The organism is Niveispirillum sp. FG156, from assembly GCF_057809555.1.
This window is the reverse complement of sequence record NZ_JBMDKE010000020.1, coordinates 1-23,578: the sequence shown is the minus strand read 5'-3', so window position 1 is coordinate 23,578 and position 23,578 is coordinate 1. Positions and strand designations below refer to the sequence as shown.

At 65.6% G+C, this 23,578-nt stretch carries 27 protein-coding genes; 11 read left to right on the top strand and 16 right to left on the bottom strand.

Annotated features, from left to right (window positions below; translation table 11 throughout):
- Positions 1–17: 17 nt before the first annotated feature.
- Complete coding sequence (locus tag ACODSP_RS14180; RefSeq protein WP_488966219.1) at positions 18–1,478, bottom strand: M48 family metalloprotease; 1,461 nt, start codon at positions 1,476–1,478, stop codon at positions 18–20.
- An 88-nt stretch (positions 1,479–1,566) separates the two neighbouring features.
- Positions 1,567–2,016 carry a cyclic nucleotide-binding domain-containing protein gene (locus ACODSP_RS14175; RefSeq protein WP_488966218.1) on the bottom strand — a complete coding sequence of 150 codons (450 nt, stop codon included), beginning with the start codon at positions 2,014–2,016 and terminating at the stop codon, positions 1,567–1,569.
- Positions 2,017–2,107: 91 nt separating this feature from the next.
- On the opposite strand from ACODSP_RS14175, the gene ACODSP_RS14170 reads away from it, so the two are divergent.
- A complete protein-coding gene (locus ACODSP_RS14170) occupies positions 2,108–2,569 on the top strand; it encodes a hypothetical protein (RefSeq protein ID WP_488966217.1) in 462 nt (153 codons plus the stop codon).
- On the opposite strand, the gene ACODSP_RS14165 is transcribed toward ACODSP_RS14170, so the two are convergent.
- The 3 genes from ACODSP_RS14165 to ACODSP_RS14155 form a co-directional block, all read right to left on the bottom strand.
- Entirely contained in the window at positions 2,566–3,285 is a 720-nt protein-coding gene (locus ACODSP_RS14165) for a response regulator transcription factor (RefSeq protein ID WP_488966216.1), read from the bottom strand. The two genes, ACODSP_RS14170 and ACODSP_RS14165, sit on opposite strands and share 4 nt — an antisense overlap.
- Before the next feature lie 159 nt (positions 3,286–3,444).
- Positions 3,445–4,689, bottom strand: a complete 1,245-nt coding sequence (locus tag ACODSP_RS14160) for a D-alanyl-D-alanine carboxypeptidase (protein ID WP_488966215.1) — start codon at positions 4,687–4,689, stop codon at positions 3,445–3,447.
- A 164-nt stretch (positions 4,690–4,853) separates the two neighbouring features.
- Complete coding sequence (locus ACODSP_RS14155) at positions 4,854–5,462, bottom strand: glutathione S-transferase family protein (RefSeq protein ID WP_488966214.1); 609 nt, start codon at positions 5,460–5,462, stop codon at positions 4,854–4,856.
- A gap of 331 nt (positions 5,463–5,793) precedes the next feature.
- On the opposite strand from ACODSP_RS14155, the gene ACODSP_RS14150 reads away from it, so the two are divergent.
- Both ACODSP_RS14150 and ACODSP_RS14145 read left to right on the top strand, forming a co-directional pair.
- Positions 5,794–6,339 (top strand): hypothetical protein, encoded by a 546-nt coding sequence (locus tag ACODSP_RS14150; RefSeq protein WP_488966213.1) that lies wholly within the window; start codon positions 5,794–5,796, stop codon positions 6,337–6,339.
- 140 nt (positions 6,340–6,479) lie between these two features.
- Positions 6,480–7,472 carry an NAD(P)H-dependent glycerol-3-phosphate dehydrogenase gene (locus ACODSP_RS14145; RefSeq protein WP_488966212.1) on the top strand — a complete coding sequence of 331 codons (993 nt, stop codon included), beginning with the start codon at positions 6,480–6,482 and terminating at the stop codon, positions 7,470–7,472.
- A gap of 101 nt (positions 7,473–7,573) precedes the next feature.
- Here the strand turns inward: ACODSP_RS14145 and purH are convergent, their stop codons facing one another.
- The 4 genes from purH to ACODSP_RS14125 all read right to left on the bottom strand — a co-directional run bounded on the left by purH (position 7,574) and on the right by ACODSP_RS14125 (position 12,647).
- Positions 7,574–9,157, bottom strand: a complete 1,584-nt coding sequence (gene purH / locus ACODSP_RS14140; RefSeq protein ID WP_488966211.1) for a bifunctional phosphoribosylaminoimidazolecarboxamide formyltransferase/IMP cyclohydrolase — start codon at positions 9,155–9,157, stop codon at positions 7,574–7,576.
- Between the two features lie 183 nt (positions 9,158–9,340).
- Positions 9,341–10,975 (bottom strand): heparinase II/III family protein, encoded by a 1,635-nt coding sequence (locus tag ACODSP_RS14135; protein WP_488966210.1) that lies wholly within the window; start codon positions 10,973–10,975, stop codon positions 9,341–9,343.
- A gap of 21 nt (positions 10,976–10,996) precedes the next feature.
- On the bottom strand, positions 10,997–11,683 hold the full coding sequence (gene rpe / locus ACODSP_RS14130) for a ribulose-phosphate 3-epimerase (RefSeq protein WP_488966209.1): 687 nt from the start codon (positions 11,681–11,683) through the stop codon (positions 10,997–10,999).
- A gap of 85 nt (positions 11,684–11,768) precedes the next feature.
- Positions 11,769–12,647, bottom strand: a complete 879-nt coding sequence (locus tag ACODSP_RS14125; protein ID WP_488966208.1) for an alpha/beta hydrolase — start codon at positions 12,645–12,647, stop codon at positions 11,769–11,771.
- A 143-nt stretch (positions 12,648–12,790) separates the two neighbouring features.
- Between ACODSP_RS14125 and ACODSP_RS14120 the strand changes: the two genes are divergently transcribed.
- From ACODSP_RS14120 to ACODSP_RS14105, 4 genes are all read left to right on the top strand, one after another.
- A complete protein-coding gene (locus tag ACODSP_RS14120) occupies positions 12,791–13,048 on the top strand; it encodes a type II toxin-antitoxin system Phd/YefM family antitoxin (RefSeq protein ID WP_488966207.1) in 258 nt (85 codons plus the stop codon).
- The gene (locus ACODSP_RS14115; protein WP_488966206.1) at positions 13,045–13,431 is read left to right on the top strand and encodes a type II toxin-antitoxin system VapC family toxin; all 387 of its coding nucleotides are present in this window, start codon (positions 13,045–13,047) and stop codon (positions 13,429–13,431) included. The genes ACODSP_RS14120 and ACODSP_RS14115 overlap by 4 nt, the downstream gene beginning before the upstream one ends.
- A 13-nt stretch (positions 13,432–13,444) precedes the next feature.
- A complete protein-coding gene (gene gloB / locus ACODSP_RS14110; protein ID WP_488966205.1) occupies positions 13,445–14,215 on the top strand; it encodes a hydroxyacylglutathione hydrolase in 771 nt (256 codons plus the stop codon).
- 111 nt (positions 14,216–14,326) lie between these two features.
- On the top strand, positions 14,327–14,779 hold the full coding sequence (locus ACODSP_RS14105; RefSeq protein WP_488966204.1) for a cupin domain-containing protein: 453 nt from the start codon (positions 14,327–14,329) through the stop codon (positions 14,777–14,779).
- A 59-nt stretch (positions 14,780–14,838) separates the two neighbouring features.
- Here ACODSP_RS14105 and ACODSP_RS14100 read toward each other — a convergent pair whose 3' ends face one another.
- From ACODSP_RS14100 to ACODSP_RS14070, 7 genes are read right to left on the bottom strand one after another with little or no spacing between them, the layout of a single operon-like run.
- Positions 14,839–15,492: an NrsF family protein gene (locus tag ACODSP_RS14100; RefSeq protein ID WP_488966203.1), complete on the bottom strand. Its 654-nt coding sequence runs from the start codon at positions 15,490–15,492 to the stop codon at positions 14,839–14,841.
- The gene (locus ACODSP_RS14095) at positions 15,485–16,036 is read right to left on the bottom strand and encodes a sigma-70 family RNA polymerase sigma factor (RefSeq protein ID WP_488966202.1); all 552 of its coding nucleotides are present in this window, start codon (positions 16,034–16,036) and stop codon (positions 15,485–15,487) included. The genes ACODSP_RS14100 and ACODSP_RS14095 overlap by 8 nt, the downstream gene beginning before the upstream one ends.
- Before the next feature lie 25 nt (positions 16,037–16,061).
- The gene (locus ACODSP_RS14090; RefSeq protein WP_488966201.1) at positions 16,062–16,334 is read right to left on the bottom strand and encodes a hypothetical protein; all 273 of its coding nucleotides are present in this window, start codon (positions 16,332–16,334) and stop codon (positions 16,062–16,064) included.
- A gap of 4 nt (positions 16,335–16,338) precedes the next feature.
- Entirely contained in the window at positions 16,339–16,845 is a 507-nt protein-coding gene (locus ACODSP_RS14085; protein WP_488966200.1) for a DoxX family protein, read from the bottom strand.
- Entirely contained in the window at positions 16,842–17,597 is a 756-nt protein-coding gene (locus tag ACODSP_RS14080; protein ID WP_488966199.1) for an HvfC/BufC family peptide modification chaperone, read from the bottom strand. The genes ACODSP_RS14085 and ACODSP_RS14080 overlap by 4 nt, the downstream gene beginning before the upstream one ends.
- Positions 17,591–18,451, bottom strand: a complete 861-nt coding sequence (gene bufB, locus ACODSP_RS14075; protein ID WP_488966198.1) for an MNIO family bufferin maturase — start codon at positions 18,449–18,451, stop codon at positions 17,591–17,593. The genes ACODSP_RS14080 and bufB overlap by 7 nt, the downstream gene beginning before the upstream one ends.
- Positions 18,452–18,477: 26 nt before the next feature.
- Positions 18,478–18,777, bottom strand: a complete 300-nt coding sequence (locus ACODSP_RS14070) for a BufA1 family periplasmic bufferin-type metallophore (RefSeq protein ID WP_488966197.1) — start codon at positions 18,775–18,777, stop codon at positions 18,478–18,480.
- Positions 18,778–18,992: 215 nt separating this feature from the next.
- Between ACODSP_RS14070 and ACODSP_RS14065 the strand changes: the two genes are divergently transcribed.
- From ACODSP_RS14065 to ACODSP_RS14050, 4 genes are all read left to right on the top strand, one after another.
- Positions 18,993–20,492, top strand: a complete 1,500-nt coding sequence (locus ACODSP_RS14065; RefSeq protein ID WP_488966196.1) for a sensor histidine kinase — start codon at positions 18,993–18,995, stop codon at positions 20,490–20,492.
- 126 nt (positions 20,493–20,618) lie between these two features.
- Positions 20,619–21,794 carry an acetyl-CoA C-acetyltransferase gene (locus tag ACODSP_RS14060; RefSeq protein ID WP_488966195.1) on the top strand — a complete coding sequence of 392 codons (1,176 nt, stop codon included), beginning with the start codon at positions 20,619–20,621 and terminating at the stop codon, positions 21,792–21,794.
- Positions 21,795–21,918: 124 nt separating this feature from the next.
- Positions 21,919–22,641, top strand: coding sequence for an acetoacetyl-CoA reductase (gene phbB, locus ACODSP_RS14055; protein WP_488966194.1), 723 nt, complete (start codon positions 21,919–21,921; stop codon positions 22,639–22,641).
- Positions 22,642–23,033: 392 nt separating this feature from the next.
- Complete coding sequence (locus ACODSP_RS14050; RefSeq protein WP_488966193.1) at positions 23,034–23,453, top strand: NUDIX hydrolase; 420 nt, start codon at positions 23,034–23,036, stop codon at positions 23,451–23,453.
- The last annotated feature ends 125 nt before the right edge of the window (positions 23,454–23,578 follow it).

The following is a 23,578-nucleotide window of genomic DNA, read 5'->3' as shown; positions in this document are numbered from 1 at the left end:
CAATAACCGGCCCTGTCTCAGCCTTCGATAATGGTCTTTATCCAAAGGCCGGGTCGCGGCTCCGTCCCCGGCGGGATGTTGTTCAGCACACGGAACCGCTCCTCCGCATAATCCTTGATGGGCATGGCGGCCACGAAATCTGCCACCTTCTGGCCCGGCTTCACCTGCACCACCTTGATCCGGTAGGGCTTCAGCCCCGCTTTCTCCGCTGCGGTCAGGCGGCGGAAACCCTGGGCCGTGGACAGGAACCCGGCATCCAGGCGGCCTGCCTGATCCAGCCCCGCCGTGAACAGGAACCGGTAATAGCTGCCATTGGTGCCGGCGACGGCGACCAGCCGCGCGAAGACGAGACCATCCTTGCCGGACAGGCGGGTGATGGCGGTGGCGGCCGGCATCCCGTCAATGGTCAGGGAGCGCAGATCGGACAGTGGCGCGCCCTTGGCCCAGACGCTGACAATATGGTCCCCGGCGCTGTAGGCACCCTGGGCCGGCGCCTCGCTGAACACCATCTGCGCACCATCGGGGCCGATACCCAGCACGGCCTTGTCACTGTTCAGCAGCCGGAACCCGTTCGGCACCTCGAACCGCAGGCCAAGTCCCGGATGGGCAAAGACGCGGCCCCGGACGAAGCCATGATCGGGGCTGTCGCCATAGATCATGCCGTCGATGGCCCGCATATATTCATCCTGCCGGACCAGATAGCTGGCGCCCGGCGTCACATTGGCCGCCGCCGCCGCCCGCTCGGCCCGGTCGCCCGTGGGCGGATGGGTCTGGAGATAGGAGAACTGGTCGGCCTTGCCCGCCTGTCCGGCCAGCAGCGCCTCCAACTGCGCATGCCGGCCCATGGAGGATAGGAACCCCGCCATTTCACGCGGGTCATAGCTCGCCGCCGTCATGTAGCGGATGCCCAGATTGTCGGCTTGCAGCTCCTGCCCGCGGGAGAAGCTGGCCAGCGCCGCCTGCGCCCCCTGCTGCGCCATCTGGCCCACCTGCTGCCCCAGGAAGATGCCGGCCAGCACCGCCCCACCCTGCGCCAGCACGCCGCGTCCATAGCGGTCGGCGGAGTGCCGGGCGGTAACATGGCCGATCTCGTGCCCGACCACACCCGCCAGTTCCGCCTCGCTGTTGGCCAGCGCCATCAGGCCCCGGCTGACATAGACATAACCACCGGGCAGGGCGAAGGCGTTGATGATAGGGCTGTCCAGCACCGTGAAAGTGTAGCGGGTGCCGGGAATTTCCGTCTTGGCGGCCAGTTGCTGGCCCAGCCGGTCGACATAGGCCTGAACCTTGGCATCGGCGTATTTGCCGCCGAATTCCTTCAGCATCTCCGGATGCTGCTGCGCACCAATGGCCGCTTCCTTTTCCGGCGGCATCAGGCCCGTCATCTGCCGATCACCCGTGACGGGGTTGGTCGAACAGGCCGCCAGATAAAGCGGCAGCAGTAGGGGCAGAAGCAGTTTCGGGGCGCGGCGGGCCATGGGGGGTTCCTTCCCGGTCGGTCGGTTCAACATCCCTTATGCCAAAGGGCGGGCCGGCGTGGGAAGTCATCCGGTTGGCGAAACCGGCTCAGCCTTTCGCGCGGCTCAGCTCCAAAGTCATGAATTCCAGACGCCGTGCCACGTCGCGCAGCATGGGCAGGGCGATGCGGGGAAACTCCTCCATCAGCCGGAGAAAGGCATCGCGCCCGATGCGCAGGGTGGCGACATGGCCCACGGCAAAGGCCGTGGCCATGCGTGGCCGGTCGCACAGAATCGACACCTCACCGATGATGCCGCTACCGGCAAAGGTACCCAGGTCGATAGGGCCGGATTGGGTGTCGATCACCATATCCACCCTGCCCTCCAGGATGACATAGGCGGCGTCCGATGCCTCGTCCTGGCGGAACAGGGCGTCACCGTCGCGAAAACAGGCGGGTTCGCTGGTGAAGGCCAGCAGCTTCAGCTGCGACGTCTCCACATCCTTGAACAGGGGCAGGCGCCGAAGCGCCTCGACCTGCGCGGTCAGGCTGGCGATCAATCTTCCCTCCCTGTGGCGCCGGTTTATGATGGGGCGCCTTGTTATATAAGTGGTGCCGCAACCGCCCCCCTCTGTCCAGCCCTACCCCGCCATGACCCTTGTCCAACATCCGCAACCGATCCTGTTCCGGGCACAGCCGATGCGACCGGGCGACGTGTCCGCACGGCTGGACCAGGCGGAAATGCTGACACGGGAAGGGGCGGTGATGCTGGCCTGGGGTGGCCTGCCCCTTGCCACAACGCCGCCGCCCGGCGTGACACTGACCCCGCTGCCGGGCGCGTGGGAAAGTGCGGAGGTGCCGGGCCTGATGCTGGATGCCGACGGCCATGTGGCCGACCCATCCTGGAAGAAACGGCGGGCCGCTGCCCTGCTGGCCCTGTTCGCCGGCATGCGCCCCCGCCTGATCGTGCTGGATGGCGCGCCCAGCCTGTTCCGCTTCGAACTGCGCCCGCTGCTGGAAATGGCCCGCCGCCGCGATCCGGCGCCGGCGGTCAGGGTCTGGCCGGAGGGTGCGGTGATCGGGCCGGAACTGGCGGGGTTGGTGGAGCGTTAAACCGCTCCCTCCGGATGGAACATGTATCCCATCCCCCGGATGGTGCGGATATAGCCGGGATGGTTGGGATTGACCTCGATCTTCTTGCGCAGGCGGGTGATACGCACATCGATGGCGCGGTCGAACGGTTCCGCCTTGCGCGTATGGGCCAGTTGCAGCAGCTCGTCCCGGCTCAGCACCTGATTGGGCCGCTGCACCATGACCGACAGAAGATCGAATTCCATGGCCGTCAGGTCCACGACCCGGCCATCGGGCTCATACACCAGCACCCTGTCATCCCGTTTCAGCAGCCAGGGCCCGAACCGGATATGCAGGTCACCGGCGGGCACCGACGGAACCGCCCGGACCGTGCGGCGCAGGACGGCCTTCACGCGTGACAGCAGCTCGCCCAGGTCGAACGGCTTGCAGATATAATCATCGGCACCCAGGTCCAGCCCGGCGCTGCGGTCCCGCGGGCTGGTGGCGCCCGTCACGATGATGATGGGCGGGCAATCGGCGCCGCGTTCGCGCAGCCATTGCATGATCGTGTAGCCATGATCATCCGGCAGCCCGATATCCAGGATCACCAGATCGGGCGTGCCTGCCGCCATCTGCGCACGGAAACTGGCCCCGTCGGGGGCCGGATGGATGGTAAAGCCCTGACCGGACAGAAACTCGGTCAGCATGCCCCGTAAATCGCTGTCATCCTCGACAATGGCGATCGTCTGCGCGCCCATGGACGTACCGATAAAATTGGTTAACGGGATGCAGTAAAGGCAAAATCCCGGTGCCGTCAACGAGTATACGATCTGCGGCCTGCTTATCGACGCCGGAAAGCAGAACGGCCCGCCTTTCAGGGGCGGGCCGTTGCGATCATCGGGGTCTTCCGGACGGGATCAGGCCGGCGGCAGGGTCAGGCACTTCTGCCCGGCCTTCGACAGCTGCGCACAGGCGCGCCGCGCCGTCTTCTCATCCAGGCCGGTCAGGCGGGCGCGGTACAGGGTGCCCTTGGCCGTGGATACTTCCATCAGGTGCGGCGTGGCGCTGTCCAGCAGGGTGCCTGCCTTCTGCGTGGCCTGGTTCACGGCCCGCTGGCTCTGCCCCTTGTCATTATAGGCGCCGACCTGGATGGCCCAGCTGCCATTGGCGCGCGATGCCGGCACGCTCGCGACCGCCGGGGCGGCATTGGCGGTGCCGACGATGCTGTCGGACACAGCGGCCACCACGGCCTCCGGTGCTGTCGGCTTGGTGCGGGTCTTGCCCTTGGCGGGCTTGGACTGGTTGCTGGCCACCAGCATGGGCGCGCCGCGCTTGCCGGTGAAGGCATCGTCCAAAAGGTCGGCCATGTGGTTGTCGCGCCAGGTGCCAGTCTGCCCCCCGAACACGACGCCGATCAGGCGGCGGCCATTGCGCTCTGCCGAGGCGGCGAGGTTGAAGCCGGATGCCCGGATATAGCCGGTCTTCAGACCATCCATGCCATCATACCGGCTCATCAGCCGGTTATGGTTGCGGTGGACGGCCCCCTTGTAGGTGAAGGAAGCGGCGGAGAAGTACGGGTAGTACTTGGCGTGATCATAGATCAGGCTCTGCGCCAGCCGTGCGAAATCACGGGCCGTGGACAGCTGCCCGGCATTGGGCAGGCCCGAGGCGTTGCGGAAGCTGGTACGGGTCATGCCCAACTGGCGCGCACGGTCGGTCATCATGCGGGCGAAATTCGCCTCGCTGCCGCCCAGCGCCTCTGCCAGGACCACGGCGCAATCATTGGCCGACTTGGTTACCAGCGCCTGGATGCATTGTTCGGTGGTCACGCTGTCGCCCGGCTGCAGACCCAGCTTGCTGGGCTCCATGTTGGAGGCATGGCGGGAGACGGCCAGCGGCTGGTTCAGGCGGATCTTGCCGGAATCCAGCGCATCGAAGACCAGATGCAGGGTCATCATCTTAGTCATGGAGGCCGGGAAATTACGGGTATCGGCACTGGCTTCATGCAGCACCTCCCCCGTCTTGGCATCAATGACGATGGAGGCATATTTGGCGAGTGCCGCGACGGGGGCAGTAATACTGACCAGGGCCGCGAGGGCGACGGCGGTCACCATTTTGCGGGAACGGTCCGTGGAACGCCGCCATACCGTCGTGAATCCCATGCCCCAATCCCCCTGCACGCCGTCTGATGTCTCGCTTTCCCGCCAAGCTAAAGGCGATGATTATCAATGTCTAGCGGGAAGTCGTTAAGAAACGCCTTCACATCCGCCAAATTATGGCCTTCTTTCAAAGACCTATACAGAGGGCATACCCGCTTAGGGTTGCTTCAGACCTTGGCACTGGGACGCTCGGCAATGCTGGCCAGCCAGCGCTGGATATTGGGCATCGCCTCCAGCGTGATGGCGCAAAGACGCGGAAAGAAGGTCAAGGTGGTATAGGCGGTGATGTCGGCGATGGTGAAACGGTCACCCGCGATGAATTCCGTCTGCCCCAGATCCTTGTCCAGCCGCGCCAGACGCTTCTCCGCCTGCGGCTTCTGCGCCTCGGCATAGGCGGGCACCTGGCATTCCAGGGCGGCCATCTTGGGATGAGTGTGGCGGAACACGCCAGCCAGGGGCAGCAGCAGTTCGAATTCCATTCGCCGCTGCCACATCTCGATCAGGGCGCGTTCCTTGGCATCGCGTCCCATCAGGTTGGGTTCGGGATAGAGTTCCTCCAGATACCGGCAGATGGCCACGCTTTCGGAAATGACGGTGCCATCCTCCAGTTCCAGGGCCGGAACCCGGCCACTGGGCACCCGCGCGCGGTAATCGGGCGACAGATGCTCCCCCTTGCCGATGGTCACCAGCCGGCGCGGAATATCGATCCCCTTTTCGGCCAGAAACATGCGCACGCGGCGCGGCGTTGGGGCGATCGCGTCATCATAGAGCAGCATGGCATCCTCCGGATTTTGTGTTCCCTCACGCGCCCGGCGCCGCCATCCGGCGGCTTGGCTTACGGCGCATGGGCGCCGGGCCGGCGGTCGCCGGCCTCCAAACTGCCAAGGGTCAAACCCTCGGCGGTTTGGTCTTACTATGCTTTGCACTCATCATGCCGGGTTCAAAGCCGGCGATCCATGGCGTCAATGTGGCGACTGCTTCGGAATCCGGCGAAACCAAGGTGATTTCGTGACTTCCGCATTGAGGTGGGAACCAAGGCCTTTCCCGGATGTTTTTCCCTCGAAGCCGCCCGGGATGGGACGGCACGACATTCATCGGAGGGATATCATGTCGAAGATCAAGTTCGTTCTGGCCACCACCGCCGCCATCATCGCCTTCCCCGTCCTGGCCCATGCCGCCAAGACCGACAAGGGCCTGCAGAACCTGTCCGGTGTGGGCCAGGAGGCGGTCGCGATGTATGACAAGCTGCAGGGCTCCAAGGCTCTGGCCATCGCCGATGATGGCGCCGTCGGCTATGCCTCTGGCGTTGACAGCGGTGAGGCCCGAATCGCCGCTCTGGCCCGCTGCGCCGAGGTGACGCGTGAGACCTGCCGCGTGATCTCCGTCGATGGTCAGGCCGTGACCGGCGGCAGCACGCTGGGCGAGCTGGCCCGTAACCACACCGACGCTGCCGACCTGCGCGGCGAGGTGGTGGCCGACTATGAAAAGGCCGCCGGCGCCAAGGCGCTGGCCATGTCGGATGACGGCGCCTTCGGCTGGGTGGTTCGCGATAGCGAGGAACAGGCCCGCGCCGACGCCCTGGTCCAGTGCGAGGCGAGCGGCACCAACTGCTCCATCCAGGCGTCTTCTGCCGGCACGACCGCCGTGCAGTAAACCGATCCAGTGATGGACAAATCGTGGCCGGGCGGGGATCACCCCGCCCGGCCCTGTTTATTTTTGGCGTCCCGCGCGCTAAGCCTTTGTCAGAAACGGGGTGGCAAGCCCCGGCCAGAGATAAGCAAAGGGGACAAGCCATGCGGCGCATCGGTGTGATCGGGGCCGGGGCCTGGGGAACGGCGCTGGCCATGGCGGCGGCCCGCGCCGGGGCCGAGGTGGTGCTGCAGGCGCGTGAGACCGACGTGGTCGAAAGCGTGAATGCGCGGCATGAGAACAGCCTGTTCCTGCCGGGCATCCCGCTTGACCCCGCCATCCGCGCCACCGCGTCCATGCGTGAGGCGGCGGATGCCGATGCCTTGCTGCTGGTCACCCCGGCACAGCATCTGCGCGCCGCCTGCCGGGCCTTGAAGCCAGACCTGAAGCCGGGCGTGCCCGTCATCATCTGCGCCAAGGGGATCGAGATCGAGACCGGCAGCCTGATGAGCGAGGCGGCAGAGGCAGAACTGGGCAGCCAGCCCGTGGCCGTGCTGTCCGGCCCCACCTTCGCGGCAGAGGTCGCCAAGGGCCTGCCCACCGCCGTGACGCTGGCCATCCGGGACGAGGCGCTAGGTCGCCGCCTGCTGGCGGCCCTGGGCGGTCGTACCTTCCGCCCCTATCTGTCGGATGATCTGGTGGGGGCACAGGTGGGCGGCGCCGTGAAGAATGTGCTGGCCATCGCCTGCGGCGTGGTCCATGGCCGCAACCTGGGTGACAATGCGCGCGCCGCCCTGATCACACGCGGTCTGGCGGAAATCGCCCGGCTGGGCGCGCGGCTGGGTGCCAGGGCCGAAACGCTGATGGGCCTGTCGGGCCTGGGCGATCTGACGCTGACCTGCTCCTCCCTGCAATCCCGCAACATGTCGCTGGGTGCGGCCCTGGGCCAGGGGCGCAGCCTGGAAGAGGTGCTGGGCGAGCGGCGGTCGGTGGCCGAAGGGGTCTATACCGCCCGCGCCGTCACGAAGCTGGCAGCGGAAAAGGGCGTGGACATGCCGCTCTGTCAGGCCGTGGATGCCCTGCTGAACCATGGCGCCAACCTGGACGCCATCATCGACGCCCTGATGACGCGGCCCTTCAAGACGGAAACGGTGTGAGGGGTTTCCGCGGATTACGCTTCGCTAATCCGCGCTACAAACCAACGTCACGCGTAGCGCGGATTAGGCGCAGCCGTAATCCGCGGAAACCCCGCTTCGGCTTAGTGCCGAAAGTGACGCATGCCGGTGAAGACCATGGCCAGCCCACGCTCGTCGGCGGCGGCGATCACCTCCGCGTCGCGCATGGACCCGCCCGGCTGGATCACCGCCGTCACGCCCGCATCGGCTGCGGCCAGCAGGCCATCGGCGAACGGGAAGAAGGCGTCGGACGCGACCACCGAACCCTTGGTGCCGGCCTCATCCAGACCGGCCGCCTTGGCGGCATCGGCGGATTTCCAGGCGGCGATGCGGCTGCTATCCACGCGGCTCATCTGACCAGCGCCGATGCCGACGGTGGCCCCGCCCTTGGCATAGACGATGGCGTTCGACTTCACATGCTTGCCCACGCGGAAGGCGAACAACAGGTCGGCCAGTTCGGCGTCCGTCGGCGCACGCTTGGTGACGACCTTGAGATCGGCCTGCGCAATGCGGCCATTGTCGCGGGTCTGCACCAGATAGCCACCGGAGACACTCTTCACGAACAGGCCGGGTTCCGCCGGGTTGGGCATGGAACCGGTCAGCAGCACGCGCAGGTTCTTCTTGGTGGCCAGGAAGGCCTTGGCGGCTTCGTCCGCGTCCGGCGCGATCACCACTTCGGCAAACAGCTTGGCGATCTGCTCCGCCGTGGCCGCATCCAGGGTACGGTTCATGGCGATGATACCGCCAAAGGCCGACACGGGGTCGCAGGCCAGGGCGCTTGTGTAGGCATCCAGCAGATTGTCACCTTCGGCCACGCCGCAGGGATTGGCATGCTTGATGATGGCGATGGCCGGACGGTCAAACTCCGACACCAGCTCGAACGCCGCATCCGTGTCGTTCAGGTTGTTGTAGGACAGTTCCTTGCCCTGCAGCTGTGTCGCGGTGGCAATGCCGGGACGCTTGTCGCCGGTCGTGTAGAAGGCCGCCGACTGGTGCGGGTTCTCGCCATAGCGCAGGGTCTGGCGCAGCTCCCCGCCAAAGGTCAGGCGCTGGGGATATTCCTGGCCCAACTGACCCGCGAACCAGCGGGAAATGGCGGCATCATAGGAACCGGTGCGTGCATAGGCCTGGGCCGCCAGGGTGCGGCGGAAGGACAGGGTGGTCTGGCCGTCATTGGCTTCCAGCTGGCTCAACAGCTCGGCATAGTCCGACGCATCGGTGATCACGGCCACGAAATCATGGTTCTTGGCGGCACCACGGATCAGGGACGGGCCACCAATATCGATATTCTCGATGCAGGTCTCGAAATCCGCACCCTTGGCCACCGTCGCCTCGAACGGGTACAGGTTCACCACCACCAGATCGATGCCGGGGATGTCGTGCGCCGACATGGCATCGGTATGGGTGGGGAAGTCACGCCGTGCCAGGATGCCGCCATGGATCTTGGGGTGCAGGGTCTTGACCCGGCCATCCATCATTTCCGGGAAACCGGTATGGTCGGACACTTCCGTCACGGCGATCCCGGCATCGGCCAGCGCCTTGGCAGAGCCACCGGTCGACAGGATGTGAACGCCGCGCGCGGCCAGGGCCTTGCCCAGATCGATCAGGCCCGTCTTGTCAGAGACGGAGATAATGGCGCGGCGGATGGGGACGAGATCGATGCTCATGGGTCGTGATCCTGGCGGATGGTACATGGAACAAACGGAACCGGGCCGATCCATCTGGACCGGCCCGGGGATGACTGATACCAAACGGCGACGAGCCGTTTGGTTGGCGCATTGAGCGCCCGCGACCCCATGGTCGCGTAAGCCCGAGGGCGCGGATGCGCCCGCCCGGCGCTTGAGGGGACGCTAACTATCTATATCGCTGCCTTCGCGGCGCAGGCCCCATTTGACCAGGGTTTCCCCCGGCTGCGTGGTACCGCGCAGGACGATCTGGGTGGTCGCCCGTGGGTCGGCGCCCTGCCCCAGATAAATGCTGTCGGTGGTCTCGATCTCCGCCCCACTGGCCCGGAACTTCCACAAGGCACCCGATGGCAGGCGCAGAAGCAGGGCCGCCTCATCCTCCAGCGTGGCGACGCGCACGCTGGGATGCAGATGGAAGCGGACAGCAAAATCACGTCCGGCGGAACCGGTCAGCCGGTCCTGGCCGCGCAGATCTTCCCCGCTTTCGGCCAGGAACAGGCGACGGTAATGGATGAGGCTGCCGCGTTCGCTGTAACCATCGTGATAGGCATCGACCAGGGTGCCGGCATCGCCATCCTGACGATCCACCTGTACTTTGCCGGGCCGGCGGGACAACCCGCCCTCGTCATTCACGCCGCTGGAATTGGTATCATCTATGGCCAGCGTGGAATGCGCCGCCGTGGCCGCCAGGGCCGCGCGCCATGGCCCCTGATCACCCGGATGCGCCCCGCAATTCACGATCAGGCGTTCACGCCCGATGCTCATCTCAAACGACAAGGTGCCGGCATGGGCATGTTCATCCAGGCCCGGTGCCGGTGGCAGGCCCGTATCCATCAGGATGCAGGTGCGGCCCGCCGTAATGCGCTCAAACCCGATATGCGGGGTGGATTTCAACGGACGGCCCCGCGCGTCGGCCTGACCCAGGACAGTGTCGATCAGCACCGCCTCCCCTTCCTGCGCGCCGTTGAACAGGGCAAGGCCCCCGTCGCCATGGCGGAAGAAGCGCAGGGTCGGGGTCATGCGGTCGATGGCGTGCTGCACCGCTTCGGGCACATCTTCGCGCCCCGCGCGGTAACAGCCGCGGATATCGATCAGGTGGCGCAGCACCAGCAACTGTGCCGCCGGCGAATGTTCGACATGGCCGCCATCGGGCAGCACCTGCTTCGGCAGTTCCCGGTTCAGCAGGGCGCGGGCCCGTTCCGCAGCGCGCGACAGGCCCGACAGGCACAGACCGCCATAGACCATGCCCTTTAGCGTGCCCAGCAGGGCCGCACCCTTCAGCCGCCCCGGAACCGTGTGTTCCAGAAACCGGATCTGGCGGGCCAGACTGTCGAACACGCGGGCGCGCAACTGGTCGTCGGCACTGGCCAGGAAGAAATCATGCTGGCCGATCCAGGCCGTGACACGGGTGGCCAGCACATCGGGCGCCCAGGCCACGGGATGCCAGCGTTTCCCGAACATGTCCAGCCAATGGCTGACCAGGACACGGGCCTGCCGCCGGGCCGCATCGCCGCCCGTGGCGCGCAGATGGCGCAGCCAGTCGAAACCGTGCATTTCCGCCAGCCAGGGGGCCGACGCCGTCGGTTCCAGCCAGGGCGGCATCTCGCCCGAAAAACCCTGTCCGGCAAAACGGAAACGGTTGTTCAGCAGGTCCTGCCCATGATGGGCATCGCCGGGCCAGGGATCGGGCGGGACCAGCGACAATTGCTTGGGCGCCGGCCCCGACAGGGCCATCATCTGGTACAGGCCGGTCGCGCGGTACCAGCCGCCCGATCCTGGCTTGAACCTTTTATGCGCCATGCCCCCGGCCATGCTGCGCCATCAACCGTTCTGGCCGCGCAGAGCGCGCATATTGGCTTCATAGGCCGAGGGCCCGCCGACAAAGGTCGCCGTGCCGGCCACCAGCACATCGGCACCGGCGGCAATGCATTGTTTGGCCGTCTCGATATTCACGCCGCCATCGACCTCCAGGTCGATCTGCCGGCCACCCTGGGCTTCCGACACGGCGTTGATGCGGCGGCGCAGCTCGGCAATCTTGTCCAACTGGGACGAAATGAAGCTCTGCCCGCCAAAACCGGGATTGACCGACATGACCAGCACCAGATCCAGATCACCCAGCAGATAATCCACCATCGACAGCGGCGTATGCGGGTTCAGCACGATGCCGGGCTTCTTGCCCAGGGACCGGATCAGCTGCACCGTGCGGTGGGGGTGCGCGCCGGCCTCTGGATGGAAGCTGATAATGTCCGCACCGGCATCGGCAAAGGCCTGGATGAAGTTATCGACGGGCGCGATCATCAGATGCACGTCGAAAACCTTGGCCGTGTGCGGGCGCAGGGCCTTCACGACACCGGGGCCGATGGTGATGTTGGGCACGAAATGCCCGTCCATGACATCGATATGGATGTAATCCGCACCGGCGGCGTCAATGGCGCGCACCTCCTCGCCCAGGCGGGCAAAGTCGGCGGACAGGATGGACGGAGCGATCTTGATATGCTTGGTCATCATAGGCCCGGTTGGTACCAATTACAGGCCCCGCCGACAAGCCGGGTTCGGCGCATGAATGGCCGGTTATCGACACATGGCGGATGGTTCAGGGCGCCGGATAGAGCCATTGCGTCCCCTGGATCAACCCGACCGGGAAGGTGGTTTCGTGATAGGTGCCTTGGGACACTTCCGACACGACCTGAAGGCCCGGATATTTGCGTGCCCGCAGACGCTTGGCCATATCCTGCTGATCGGCCACCATGTCGCGGTTCCTGTTATAGCGGGCATCGCCGGGCTTGGCCGCCTCGAACGACCCGGTGGTCATGTAGACCCTGGCCTTCAGGTCCTTGTGACCCTTGGCATAATCCGCCTCCAGCGTGCGCAGGGCATAATCCTTGTACCAGATGGACGGGCTGGTCAGGATATAGCTGCTGAAATGCTGCGGCTGGGTGAACAGCACCCACAGGCCGAACAGCCCGCCATAGGATTGGCCCACCAGGGTGCGGCGGGCCGGGTCGATGCGGTAGGTCTTCTCGACCAATGGCATCGCCTCCTTCACCAGGAAATCCAGATAGGCCGGCGCCCCGCCGCCAAGCCGTCCGCCGCCAGCATTCTCATCGATCCAGGGCGTCAGGTCGCGGCGACGGCTGTCCATGCCATTCTCGCCCTTGGCTGTGGGCAGCCCGACCAGGATGAATTCCTCCAGCCGTTTCAGATTATGGGCCAGCCGCGTGATGCCCGACGCGACCTGGAACGTGTAATCGCCATCGGTCAGGTACAGCACGGGATAGCGCCTGCCGGCATTCTTCGGGTCCGCATATCCCGGCGGCAGCTTCACATAGAGATCGTAGGTTCGGTCATTCTGCGCCGATGTCACGGTATGGACGCTAGTGCGTTCCACCTGATAGGCGGGAAGGCTTTCCTGGGCGGGGGAGCCCTGAACGGTGAACAGCAGAGCGGCGGCCAGAAGCCAGGCAAAACGCATCCGGGATGTCCTTGGGTCGGGTGTCAGACGGGTGGCCTGTCTACGAAGGCACATCGCACCCGGTCAAGCACCGATCCTGGCCGTTGACGGAAAGCCATGCCGCCCCCACTCTGATCCCAGACGCGCAGCCCCGGAGGCCGGCCATGGACAGCGTGAACCTTACCGATGTCGCCAGCAACCTGACCCGCCTGATCGAACGGGCCGAGGCGGGGGAGGAGATCATCATCTACCGCGCCGGCCGCCCCGTGGCCCGGCTGGTGCCGCCGGTGGAGAGCGGGAACCCAGCAACGCCGAAGCGCGTGTTCGGTCAACTGGCAGGCAAAGGGTTCTGGATCGGTGATGATTTCGATGATCCCCTACCTGAGGAAATTGCCAAGGCCTTCCGGGGCGAGGGCACATGAACTACCTCGTCGATAGCCATATCGTTATCTGGCTATCCCTGACACCGGAGAAAGTCTCGGACAAGGTCCGCGCCTTGCTGGCGGATGGTGACGCCCGCGTGATGGTCAGTGTTGCCAGCCTCTGGGAGATCGCCATCAAGCATGCGGCTGGCCGGCTGCATTTCCCAATGGACCACCTTGATGCCCAGTTGGAGAGCATGGGCATGCAGGTCCTTGACATCACCCTGCCCCACGCCCTGGCCGCTGCTGCCCTGCCCCATCACCACAATGACCCGTTCGACCGCATGTTGATCGCGCAGGCCAGGATGGAGGCTTTGCTGCTGGTGACGGCGGATGCGATGATCCCAACCTATGAGGCCAAGACCCTGTCGGCACGGGCGTGAGAAAGGCTGGTCCATGGTTGAGGTGCATGTCATTCCGGCACTGACCGACAATTACATTCACATCCTGCATGACGCGGCCCATGGCCTCACCGCCGTGGTCGATCCGGGGGAGGCAGGGCCGGTGCGCGCCTTTCTGGCCGAACGCGGCTGGCGGCTGACCCATATCCTGGCCACCCACCATCATGGCGACCATATCGGTGGCATCAATGACCTGCGCGCCGACAGCCATGCCACCCTGATCGGACCCAGGGCGGAGGTGGAGCGCATTCCCGAAATGGACGCTACCTATGGCGATGGCGACCGCTTCACCCTGGGCAGCCAGACCGTCCGCGTCTTCGACACGCCGGGACACACGCGCGGCCACTGCGCCTTTTTCTGTGAAGAGGCGCGAGTGCTGTTCAGCGGCGATACGCTGTTCTCCCTGGGCTGCGGGCGTCTGTTCGAAGGTACGGCGGCGCAGATGTGGGACAGCCTGCTGAAACTGCGCGCCCTGCCGCCCGATACCCGCGTCTATTGCGGGCATGAATACACGGCCAGCAATGCCCGTTTCGCCCTGTCCATCGACCCGGACAATCTGGCCCTGAAGGCCAGGGCGGAGGAGGTGGCGGCATTGCGGGCCAAGGGCCTGCCCACCATTCCCGCCCGCCTGTCGGACGAACTGGCGGCCAATCCCTTCCTGCGCGCCGATGACCCGGTGCTGGCGGCCCATTTCGGCCTGACCGGTGCGCCACAGACCAGCATCTTCGCCGCCATCCGCAAGGCGAAGGATGATTTCCGGGGCTGATCCCGCCCCCACCGCCCCCAAACCCTGCAGGCCCTCGTTGGCGCAATGGTTTGACACGGCTTCGAAACGAAACAGCTTTTTGGCTACCCTTCCGCCAACGGAATGAATTTCATGAACCATCTGACGCCAAGGCAGATCATCGACCTGCTGGGCATGCGCCCGCATCCCGAAGGTGGCCATTATGTGGAAACCTTCCGCGCAACCGCCCCAGATGGCGGGCGGGCGGCGCATACGGCCATCTATTTCCTGTTGCAGGCGGGGGAATATTCCCACTGGCACCGGGTGCTGGATGCTGATGAGATCTGGCATTTCCATGCCGGCGCGCCGCTGGTCCTGACCCTGTCGCCCAACGGCCACGATGCGTCGGCCCATTATCTGGGCAGCGATCTGGCCGCCGGTCACCGGCCCCAGATCATCGTGCCCGCCGGCCATTGGCAGACGGCGGTCAGCCTAGGGGCCTGGACGCTTGTGGGATGCACCGTGGTACCGGGCTTTGAGTTCGCGAAGTTCGAACTGGCCCCACCCGACTGGCGGCCAACCCGCCAAGTCTGTAGCGCGGGTTAGGCGCAAGCCGTAATCCGCGGAAACCCGCCTCCCGGCGTCGCCCCGCGGATTACGCTGCGCTAATCCGCGCTACGGTCACGCCGCCAGCGGAACAGCACGCGGCCCAGCGGGGCCAGCATGGCGCCCAACATGACGATGGCCACCACCTGGATCGCCACCAGCAGGGGGGCGTCCAGGTCGTCATGGATCATCCGTTCCCCGAACACCGCCATGCCCCCGCCGGCAATCAGCAGCAGCGCCATCATGCGAACCGGCGCCACCGGGGCCGCGCGGCGCATATCGGCGGCCAGGAACAGGGCCGAACCGATGGAGATGACGGGAAAGCACCAGGGGCAGAACAGGTGCACCAGTTCCGGCATCTCCTGCGCCGCCGCATCCTGATGCCCGCTTTCCCAGAGAACCAGCATCCAGAACAGGGCCGCCGGCAGCCAGATCAGCCGTTCCCACCCCCGCCGCCCCGGCACGGAAAAGGAAATGGCCGCGAACCCGGCCAGCAGCGCCGTCACCAGCGCCAATCCCTGCTCCGCCAGCCAGTCGGCCCGCGTCACCACCACCGACAAGTCACCGCGCACGCCATGCCAACTGGTGGCCAGCAGCATCAATCCGATGGACAGGATGGCCCAGCGCAGCAGCCGCAGAACCGGCGGCGGCAGACGGCGGGCGGGGGTACCCTCCGCGCTCAACCGGTCGATCAGGTGGCTTACGTCAGCCATGGTCCACATCCTTCCGCAACAATTGCCGCAGCCCCGCGATCCCGCGATGCACGGCCACTTTCAACGCGCCGACGCTGACGCCGCTGGCCTCGGACGCTTCCTTCAAACTCATGCCCTGAACCTTCAGCATGTCGATGGCCAGCCGCTGCCGCTCCGGCAGTTGCGACAGCAACGGCCCCAGATTGACCGTTGGCGGCATATCCGCCTCCGGCTGCGGCACCGTATCGGCCAGGCCGTCATCGAATTCCGTCTCCACGGCCCGGCGGCGATAGGTGCGGCGCAGCGCATCCGACAGCCGGTTGCGCGCGATGGTGCCCAGCCAGGGCCCAACCGGTCGCCCCGGCTGATAGGTGGGCAGTGCCTGATGCAGGGCCAGCAGCGCATCCTGCACGAAATCCTCCAGATCGGCGGGCCGGGCCAGCTTGCCACGCCCCACCGCCCGGACCAGGGGCACAGCGGCGCGCAGAAAGGCGCCATAGGCCGCGCGGTCGCCCTCCTGCGCGGCGGTCAGCAACCGGCTCAGATCGGCATCCTTGTCCGTCACCAGAACCCCATCCGGCCCGGCCCTGTCACTTGGGCGGCTGAGAGGGTTTGGCAACGCCGTGTTCTTCCAGGAAGGCCTTGAATTTCTTGGCATCCAGGAAATAGAGGTCAAGGCATTCATTGAACTTGTCCGGGTCCTTGATGGCCTTGCAGAGCTGTTCGGCTTCTTCGTTCGCCGTCTGCTTCTGCGCCTTTTCCGATGCACTCATGCCGGGCGCGCTGTTCTGTGCCAGGGCCGGCGGAACAAGGGCCAGCAGCAACACCGGCAGCAAGGGCAGGATGCGGCGAACAAAGGACATGGCGTCACCTCGCAATCTGGACAGGATCAAGCAGGCGTCGCCACAGGCCGCGCAAAACCGCGTCCAGCGACAACAGCCCCGGCCCCGTCAGGAACAGGACCAGCCCCACCATGATCCATGGAATCTGTTCCGCCGCAATGGCGATACCGTTCTCAATTCCCTGCGGCGTGCGACCGATCACCAGAAACAGCACCGCCGACATCACCGCCAGCCCCGCCGCGCCCACCCGTCCGGCCAGCCCCAGGGCCAGCATCAGGCTGAGCACGATCTCCGCGCCTGTGGTCAGGGGGGCCGCGATGGCGGCGGGCACAAACGGCACCGGATGCACATCGGTGAACAGAAAGGCCTGGCTGTCCCAGGTGAAGACGCGGTGCCAGCCGGCGGTGGCGAACGGCCAGGCCAGCCAGAGCCGTCCCGCCAGCAGCAGCAATCCCCCGCCCCAGCGCACAAGGTTCGTCGCCCCCACCGTGGGACCAGGATCGACCAGAAAGCGCAGCGTTGAGCGGATCATGATTGCTCACCATCGGTTACGGCGGCGATCAGCCCATGGCCGAGCAACAGCGCCAGCAGCGGGGAAAGCGCACCGGCATCCCGCAGATGCCCGGTCGCCATCAAAAGATCGGCCCCCTCGGACAGGGCCAGGACAAAGCCACCGGCATCGGGCGGCAGCAAGGTCGCCGCCACCAGCAGGTCCGGCCCACGCCAGATCAGCGCCACCGCGTCTGGTCCCGTCAGCGGCAAGGGTGCCGCCACCCCCTTGATATCCGCCCGCCCCTCCCACCAGGGGCCGAGAACGGGCAAGGGGCCGGCCAGCAGTGCCGAAGACGGCACCAGCTTCAGGCGCAGGCGGGCCAGCGCATCGGGGGCGAAAGCCGCCAGCGCCGCGGCTCCCAGCGGATCGGCATCAGCAGCGAAATAGGCACAATGTGCGGCCCAATCGACGGCGGCCAGCACGGGCAGTTCCCCCGCCAAATCCGCCCCGAACCCTTCGCCATAGGCCGACAGCATAGCCGGCCCCGGCGGGTGGATCCGCAGATGGCGTTTTGCCGCCTCCGTAAAGGCATCCGCGCCCATCACCCGTTCCACACTGGGATAGGCCTGGGCCAGGACACCGGTCAGGGAAGCCGTGACGGTGGCGGTGTGGATGAACAATGCCTTGTCCACCGGCACGGCGGCAGGGCGCAGAAAGGGCAGCGCGCGGGCAAACGCGTCGGCATCGCCGTAACAGGCCCCCAGCATGGCGCGTTGCAGGTCGATCAGCATGATGCCGCCCCCCGCACCGCATCCGCCTTCGCCGCCTGGGCCAGCAGCACCGGCAGCGGCGGCAGGGCCGTGTCCCATTCCACCAGGGTGGGGCGCGGCCCGAACTGGCGGGTGGCAAGATCATACAGCGCCCAGACCGGGTCCGGCACGGCACTGCCATGATCATCGATCAGCAGGGTGGCACCATCGACATCCAGGCTGGCATGCCCGGCCAGATGGATTTCCCCCACCGCATCACCGGGAAAGCGTGACAGCAGCCGTGCCGCGCCCTGCCCCCGGTTGCGGGCCGAGACATAGAGATTATTGAGGTCCAGCAGTAGGCCACAGCCGGTGCGGGCCACCAATGCCGCCAGAAACTCCCCCTCCTCCATCTGGTCCTCCTGGAACCGCAGATAGACGGACGGGTTTTCCACCAGCAGACGCCGGCCCAGCGCATCCTGTACCCGCGCCACATTGCCGGCGACGATATCCAGCGTCTCCGCCGTCAGCGGTAGGGGGAGAAGGTCGGGCACATGCATGCCGCCAAGCCCGGTCCAGGCCAGATGGTCAGACACCATCGCCGGCTCAAACCGCGCATAAAGCGCCTTCAGCCGAGCCAGATGCTCCCCATCCACGCCATCCGCCGCCCCCAATGACAGGGCCACCGAATGAAAGGAGACGGGGTAATCCCGGCGCAGCCTTTCCAGCTGCGCCAGACGCGGACCGCCGGGAACCAGATAGTTTTCCGCATGCACCTCCAGCCACCCGACCGGCTGGGCCGCCGCCAGGAAATCCGGCACATGCAGGTGCCGAAGCCCGACACCGGCCGCATCGGCCAGGCGAGGGAGGGTAGTGGTTTGAGCCGGGGGACGCATGCGGAAACCTACTGGAAAGGCGCTGTTTACTTCTTGGCCTTGGCATTGGTGCCTTCAAAGGCGGCCATGCTGCCGCCGGCGGCTTCACAGGCTTCCTTGGTCATGGCCTTGAAATCCTGGCCATTGTAATCGACCTTGGACTGGGTGGCGCAGGAATGGCCGGCGGCCTTGTTGGCGCAGTCATTCTCGCCGGCCTTGGACACGCCATAGCACTTCACCTTCTCCGCGTCGGCGGCATGGGCCGGGGCGGCGATGGCGGCCAGCGACAGGGCGCCGGCAACAGCGGCGCCAAGGGTCAGGGCGGTCAGACGGACGGAAGTCGACATGGGTGCGTTTCCTTCGAACGGGGTCCAGGGAGAAGCGGCGCCGTCATCGGCGTCCGTATCTCTTCATTCGTAGCCTGTCAGGGAAGGTTACGCCGGGGATCAAAAAAAATCGCCCGCCCGTGAAATTCTCAAGTCTCACCCGCTTAAGCCATTGAGCTTTTGTCGGAATTCGGCCAGCCTTTTGAGGGAGCAACCGACTGTCGGAGGGCGCGCGCATGGGGGCTGACAGCTGGCGTTCATGGCCGGCACGGGCCTTGCGCACGGCGACGGACCTGTTCCTGCCCGCCCCGATGCGCGAACGTGGCTTTGATGAAAAGGCCGTGCTGCGGGCCCGGGCCTTCATCCGCATCACACTGCTGATCCTGTCCGGCATCCTGGTGCTCTATGCCGTCTGGGCCGTGAATGAGGGGCCGTTCGATCCCGTCAGCCTGGCCTGGGCCGTCTATGCGCTGCTGGTCGGCGGCAATCTGGTGCTGGTGCGCCTGACGGGCCGGTTTCATGAGATCACCATCGCCAACAATCTGGCCGGCCTCAGCCTGATCGCCATCCTGCTGCATTATACGGACGGCATCGCCTCCCCCCTGGTGCCGCTGTTCCTGACGGCCCTGGCCACCACGGGCAATTTCGGCGGCAACCGCGCCATCCTTTACTTCTTCTCAGGCTTCCTGGCCGTCATCTGCGGCACCTATGCCTGGCAGCTTTACAGCGGGGAGGCACCCGCCAATATCCACAGCCGATTCGCCTTTCTGCTGACGGCGCTGCTGCTGCTGGTCCTGGCCAACCTGTCCTCGCAATCGGCCCGCACCAAGACGCGCCGCATGCTGGCCCAGGCGCGCGACGCCGCGATCGAGGGGCGGCGGCGGGCGGAAAAGACCCTGGGGGACCTGCGCGAGGCGCAGGAGCAGATGATCTTGCAGGAAAAGATGGCCAGCCTGGGGTCGATGGTGGCCGGCGTGGCGCATGAGGTGAACACGCCCGTGGGGCTGGCCGTCACCGGCGCCTCGCAACTGCGCACCGAAACCGCCAACATCATGGCGCTGGCAGCACAGGGGCAACTGCGCCGCTCCACCTTCGATGAATATCTGCAGGTGGTGGATGAACTGGCGACCTTGATCGAAAAGAACGCCACCCGCGCCGCCGAACTGATCCAGTCTTTCAAGGAAGTGGCGGTGGACCAATCTTCCGATGCCCGCCGCCCCTATGACCTGCGGGCCTATGCGGCGGAGGTGCTGGCCAGTCTGGCGCCTCGCATCCGCCATGCCGGGCACAAGGTGGAAATGGCCGTGCCTGACGGGATCGAGATGGATGGCCATCCCGGTGCCATGGCCCAGATCATCACCAATCTGGTGATCAATTCCATCGTCCATGCCTATCCGGACGGGCGGCGCGACGGCACCCTGCGTCTGGCCGCCCGCGTGCTGGATGGCGACCGGGTCGAACTGGCCTATAGCGATGATGGCAAGGGCATTGCCCGCGAACTCTGGCCCCGCATCTTCGAACCCTTCTTCACCACGCGCCGGGGCACAGGCGGGTCCGGCCTGGGTCTGCATCTTCTGTATAATATCGTGACGGTGCGCATGGGCGGTACGGTGCGGGTGGGTGCCGCCCCCCAGGGTGGGGCCCTGTTCACCCTGAATTTCCCCCGGATCAGCCCCGGAAAGCCCCCGGAACCGGCCCCGACCGACCTGTCCACCGACCATGTCGCAGTGCAATAATGCGGCTGGGACAGGGCTGTCGCGGACCCTTGGCTTGCGCCACCGGTGCGCTTCCGCCTAAGCTTCCGGCGTGATGGCGACAAGCAGGGGCCGGATCCGGACCCCGCACGTGTGAGGAGAGGAACCATGGTCGAAGTGGTAATTGCCGGTGCAGCCCGCACCCCGATCGGCGCGTTCAATGGCGCGCTCGGGTCCGTGCCCGCGCACAAGCTGGGCGAAGTGGCCATCCGCGCCGCCCTGGAACGCGCCAAGACCGACGCGGCGGAAGTGAACGAGGTGGTTTTGGGTCATGTGCTGACCGCCGCCCTGGGCCAGAACCCGGCCCGTCAGGCCGCCATCGCCGCCGGCATTCCCGCCGGTCGCACCGCCTATGCCATCAACCAGATCTGCGGCTCCGGCCTGCGCGCGGTCGCGCTGGGCTATCAGTCGCTGCTGCTGGGCGACACCGACATCGTGGTGGCCGGCGGCCAGGAGAGCATGACCCTGTCGCCCCACGCCATGTATATGCGTGGCGGCACCAAGATGGGCGATGCCGCCATGGTCGATACCATGATCAAGGACGGCCTGTGGGACGCCTTCAACAATTACCATATGGGCCAGACGGCGGAAAACGTGGCCGCCAAGTATGGCATCAGCCGCGAGGAGCAGGACGCGTTCGCCGCCGGTTCCCAGAACAAGGCCGAAGCCGCCCAGAAGGAAGGCCGCTTCAAGGATGAGATCGCCGCCGTCACGGTCGCGGGTCGCAAGGGCGACGTCATCGTCGATACCGACGAGTATCCCAAGCATGGCACCACGGCGGAAACGCTGGCCAAGCTGCGCCCCGCCTTCTCCAAGACGGGTTCGGTCACCGCCGGCAACGCGTCGGGCCTCAATGACGGGGCTGCCGCCTTGGTGCTGATGCGGGCCGACAATGCCGCCAAGCGTGGCGTGGCCCCGCTGGCCCGCATCGCGTCGTGGGCCACCGCCGGTGTCGATCCCACCATCATGGGCACCGGCCCGATCCCGGCCAGCCGCGAGGCGCTGCGCAAGGCCGGTTGGTCCATCGACCAGCTGGACCTGATCGAAGCGAACGAGGCGTTTGCGGCACAGGCCATCGCCGTGAACCGCGACCTGGGTTTCGACACCTCCAAGGTGAACGTCAATGGCGGTGCCATCGCGCTGGGCCATCCGATCGGTGCATCGGGTGCCCGCGTGCTGGTAACCCTGCTGCATGAGATGATCCGACGCGATGCAAAGAAGGGTCTGGCGACCCTGTGCATCGGCGGCGGTATGGGCGTTGCCCTCTGCGTCGAACGCGACTGACGATAGTTTCAGCGGGGGTGCCAAAAGCACCCCCGTTCGCTTTCAGGGAGAGGACTGCCCTGACCTACATGTTTTAATCATCAAATTACAGCCGGCCTTAAGGCCACAACAACGGGGGAAACAAATGGCACGAGTGGCATTGGTGACGGGTGGTACGCGCGGCATTGGCGAGGCGATTTCCGTCGCGCTGAGGGATGCCGGCTACACCGTCGCCGCGAATTACGCCGGCAATGACACGGCCGCCGCCGAGTTCACCGAGCGCACGGGCATCAAGGCCTACAAGTTCGACGTATCGGACTTCGACGCGGTGAAGGCGTCCGTCGCGCAGATCGAGGCCGACCTGGGTCCGGTCGACGTGCTGGTCAACAATGCCGGCATCACCCGCGACGGCACCATGCACCGCATGAGCTTTGAGCAGTGGAACGCCGTCATTCAGACGAACCTGACCAGCTGCTTCAACACCTGCCGCGCCGTGATCGACGGCATGCGCGAGCGTAACTTTGGCCGCATCGTCAATATCGGCTCGATCAATGGTCAGGCCGGCCAGTATGGTCAGGTGAACTACGCCGCCGCCAAGTCGGGCATCCATGGCTTCACCAAGGCCCTGGCCCAGGAAGGCGCCGCCAAGGGCATCACCGTGAACGCCATCGCGCCCGGCTATATCGACACCGACATGGTCCGCGCCGTGCCCGCCGACGTTCTGAAGAAGATCGTCGCCAAGGTCCCGGTGGGCCGCCTGGGCCAGGCCTCCGAAATCGCCCGTGGCGTACTGTTCCTGGTGGCGGACGAAGGCGGCTTCATCACCGGCTCCACCCTGTCCATCAATGGCGGCCAGCACATGTATTAAGACGTGCAAGGCGGGCGTCGGAAACGGCGCCCGCCCCTGTTGCAGGGGTCGCGATAGCCCAATTTTGTAGCGCGGATTAGCAAAGCGTAATCCGCGGCACGTCGCTGCGGAAGCAAGCGTATTGCGCTTCGCTAATCCGCGCTACGACCCATCATCGGTACAAGGTCCCTGAACGCCATCTGGGAGGGACAAATCATCATCGACCCGTAAACCAACCAGATCGCCATAGATCACTGGTTGACGAGATCGGCCTCTCATGCCGGTCAGCAGGCTGATGAGGATGCCCCGCAAATCCCCGATATGGTCAAATCTGCTCACGTTCATGCCTCCTAAGACCCTCATAAATGAGTATGTTGGGGCAGATTGTTCGTCACCCCCCACCCATGGCCCCCATGCCCCCTCCCACCCATCCCCGCGTCGGTGTCGGCTGTCTGGTCTGGAAGGACGGGCAGGTACTGTTGATCCGGCGGGGCAAGCCACCCGGATATGGCGAATGGTCCCTGCCCGGCGGGTCGCAGGAACTGGGGGAGACGCTGTTTGCAGCGGCGGAACGCGAAGTGATGGAGGAGACAGGTGTCACCGCGCAGGCGCGATCCATCCTGACCGCCGTCGACAATATCGTCCGTGACGCCGAGGGCCGGCTGGCCTTCCACTATACCATCGTGGATGTGGAGGCAGATTGGATCGCGGGCGAGCCCATGCCCGGCGATGACGCGCTGGATGCACGCTGGGCCAACCTTGCCGCGTGCGAGGTGCTGGTGGCGTGGGAGCCCTTGAAGCAGGTGCTGCGCACCGCTTTCGCCCGCCGCTAGAGCGGGATGAATTTAGGTTGAATCGCAAGGGGATACCCAACGGCTTGGAAATATGATTCAAGGTTTCCATCATGACTGATGGATGCTGGAAGCGATGGGACGGCCCTATTCGATGGATCTGCGGG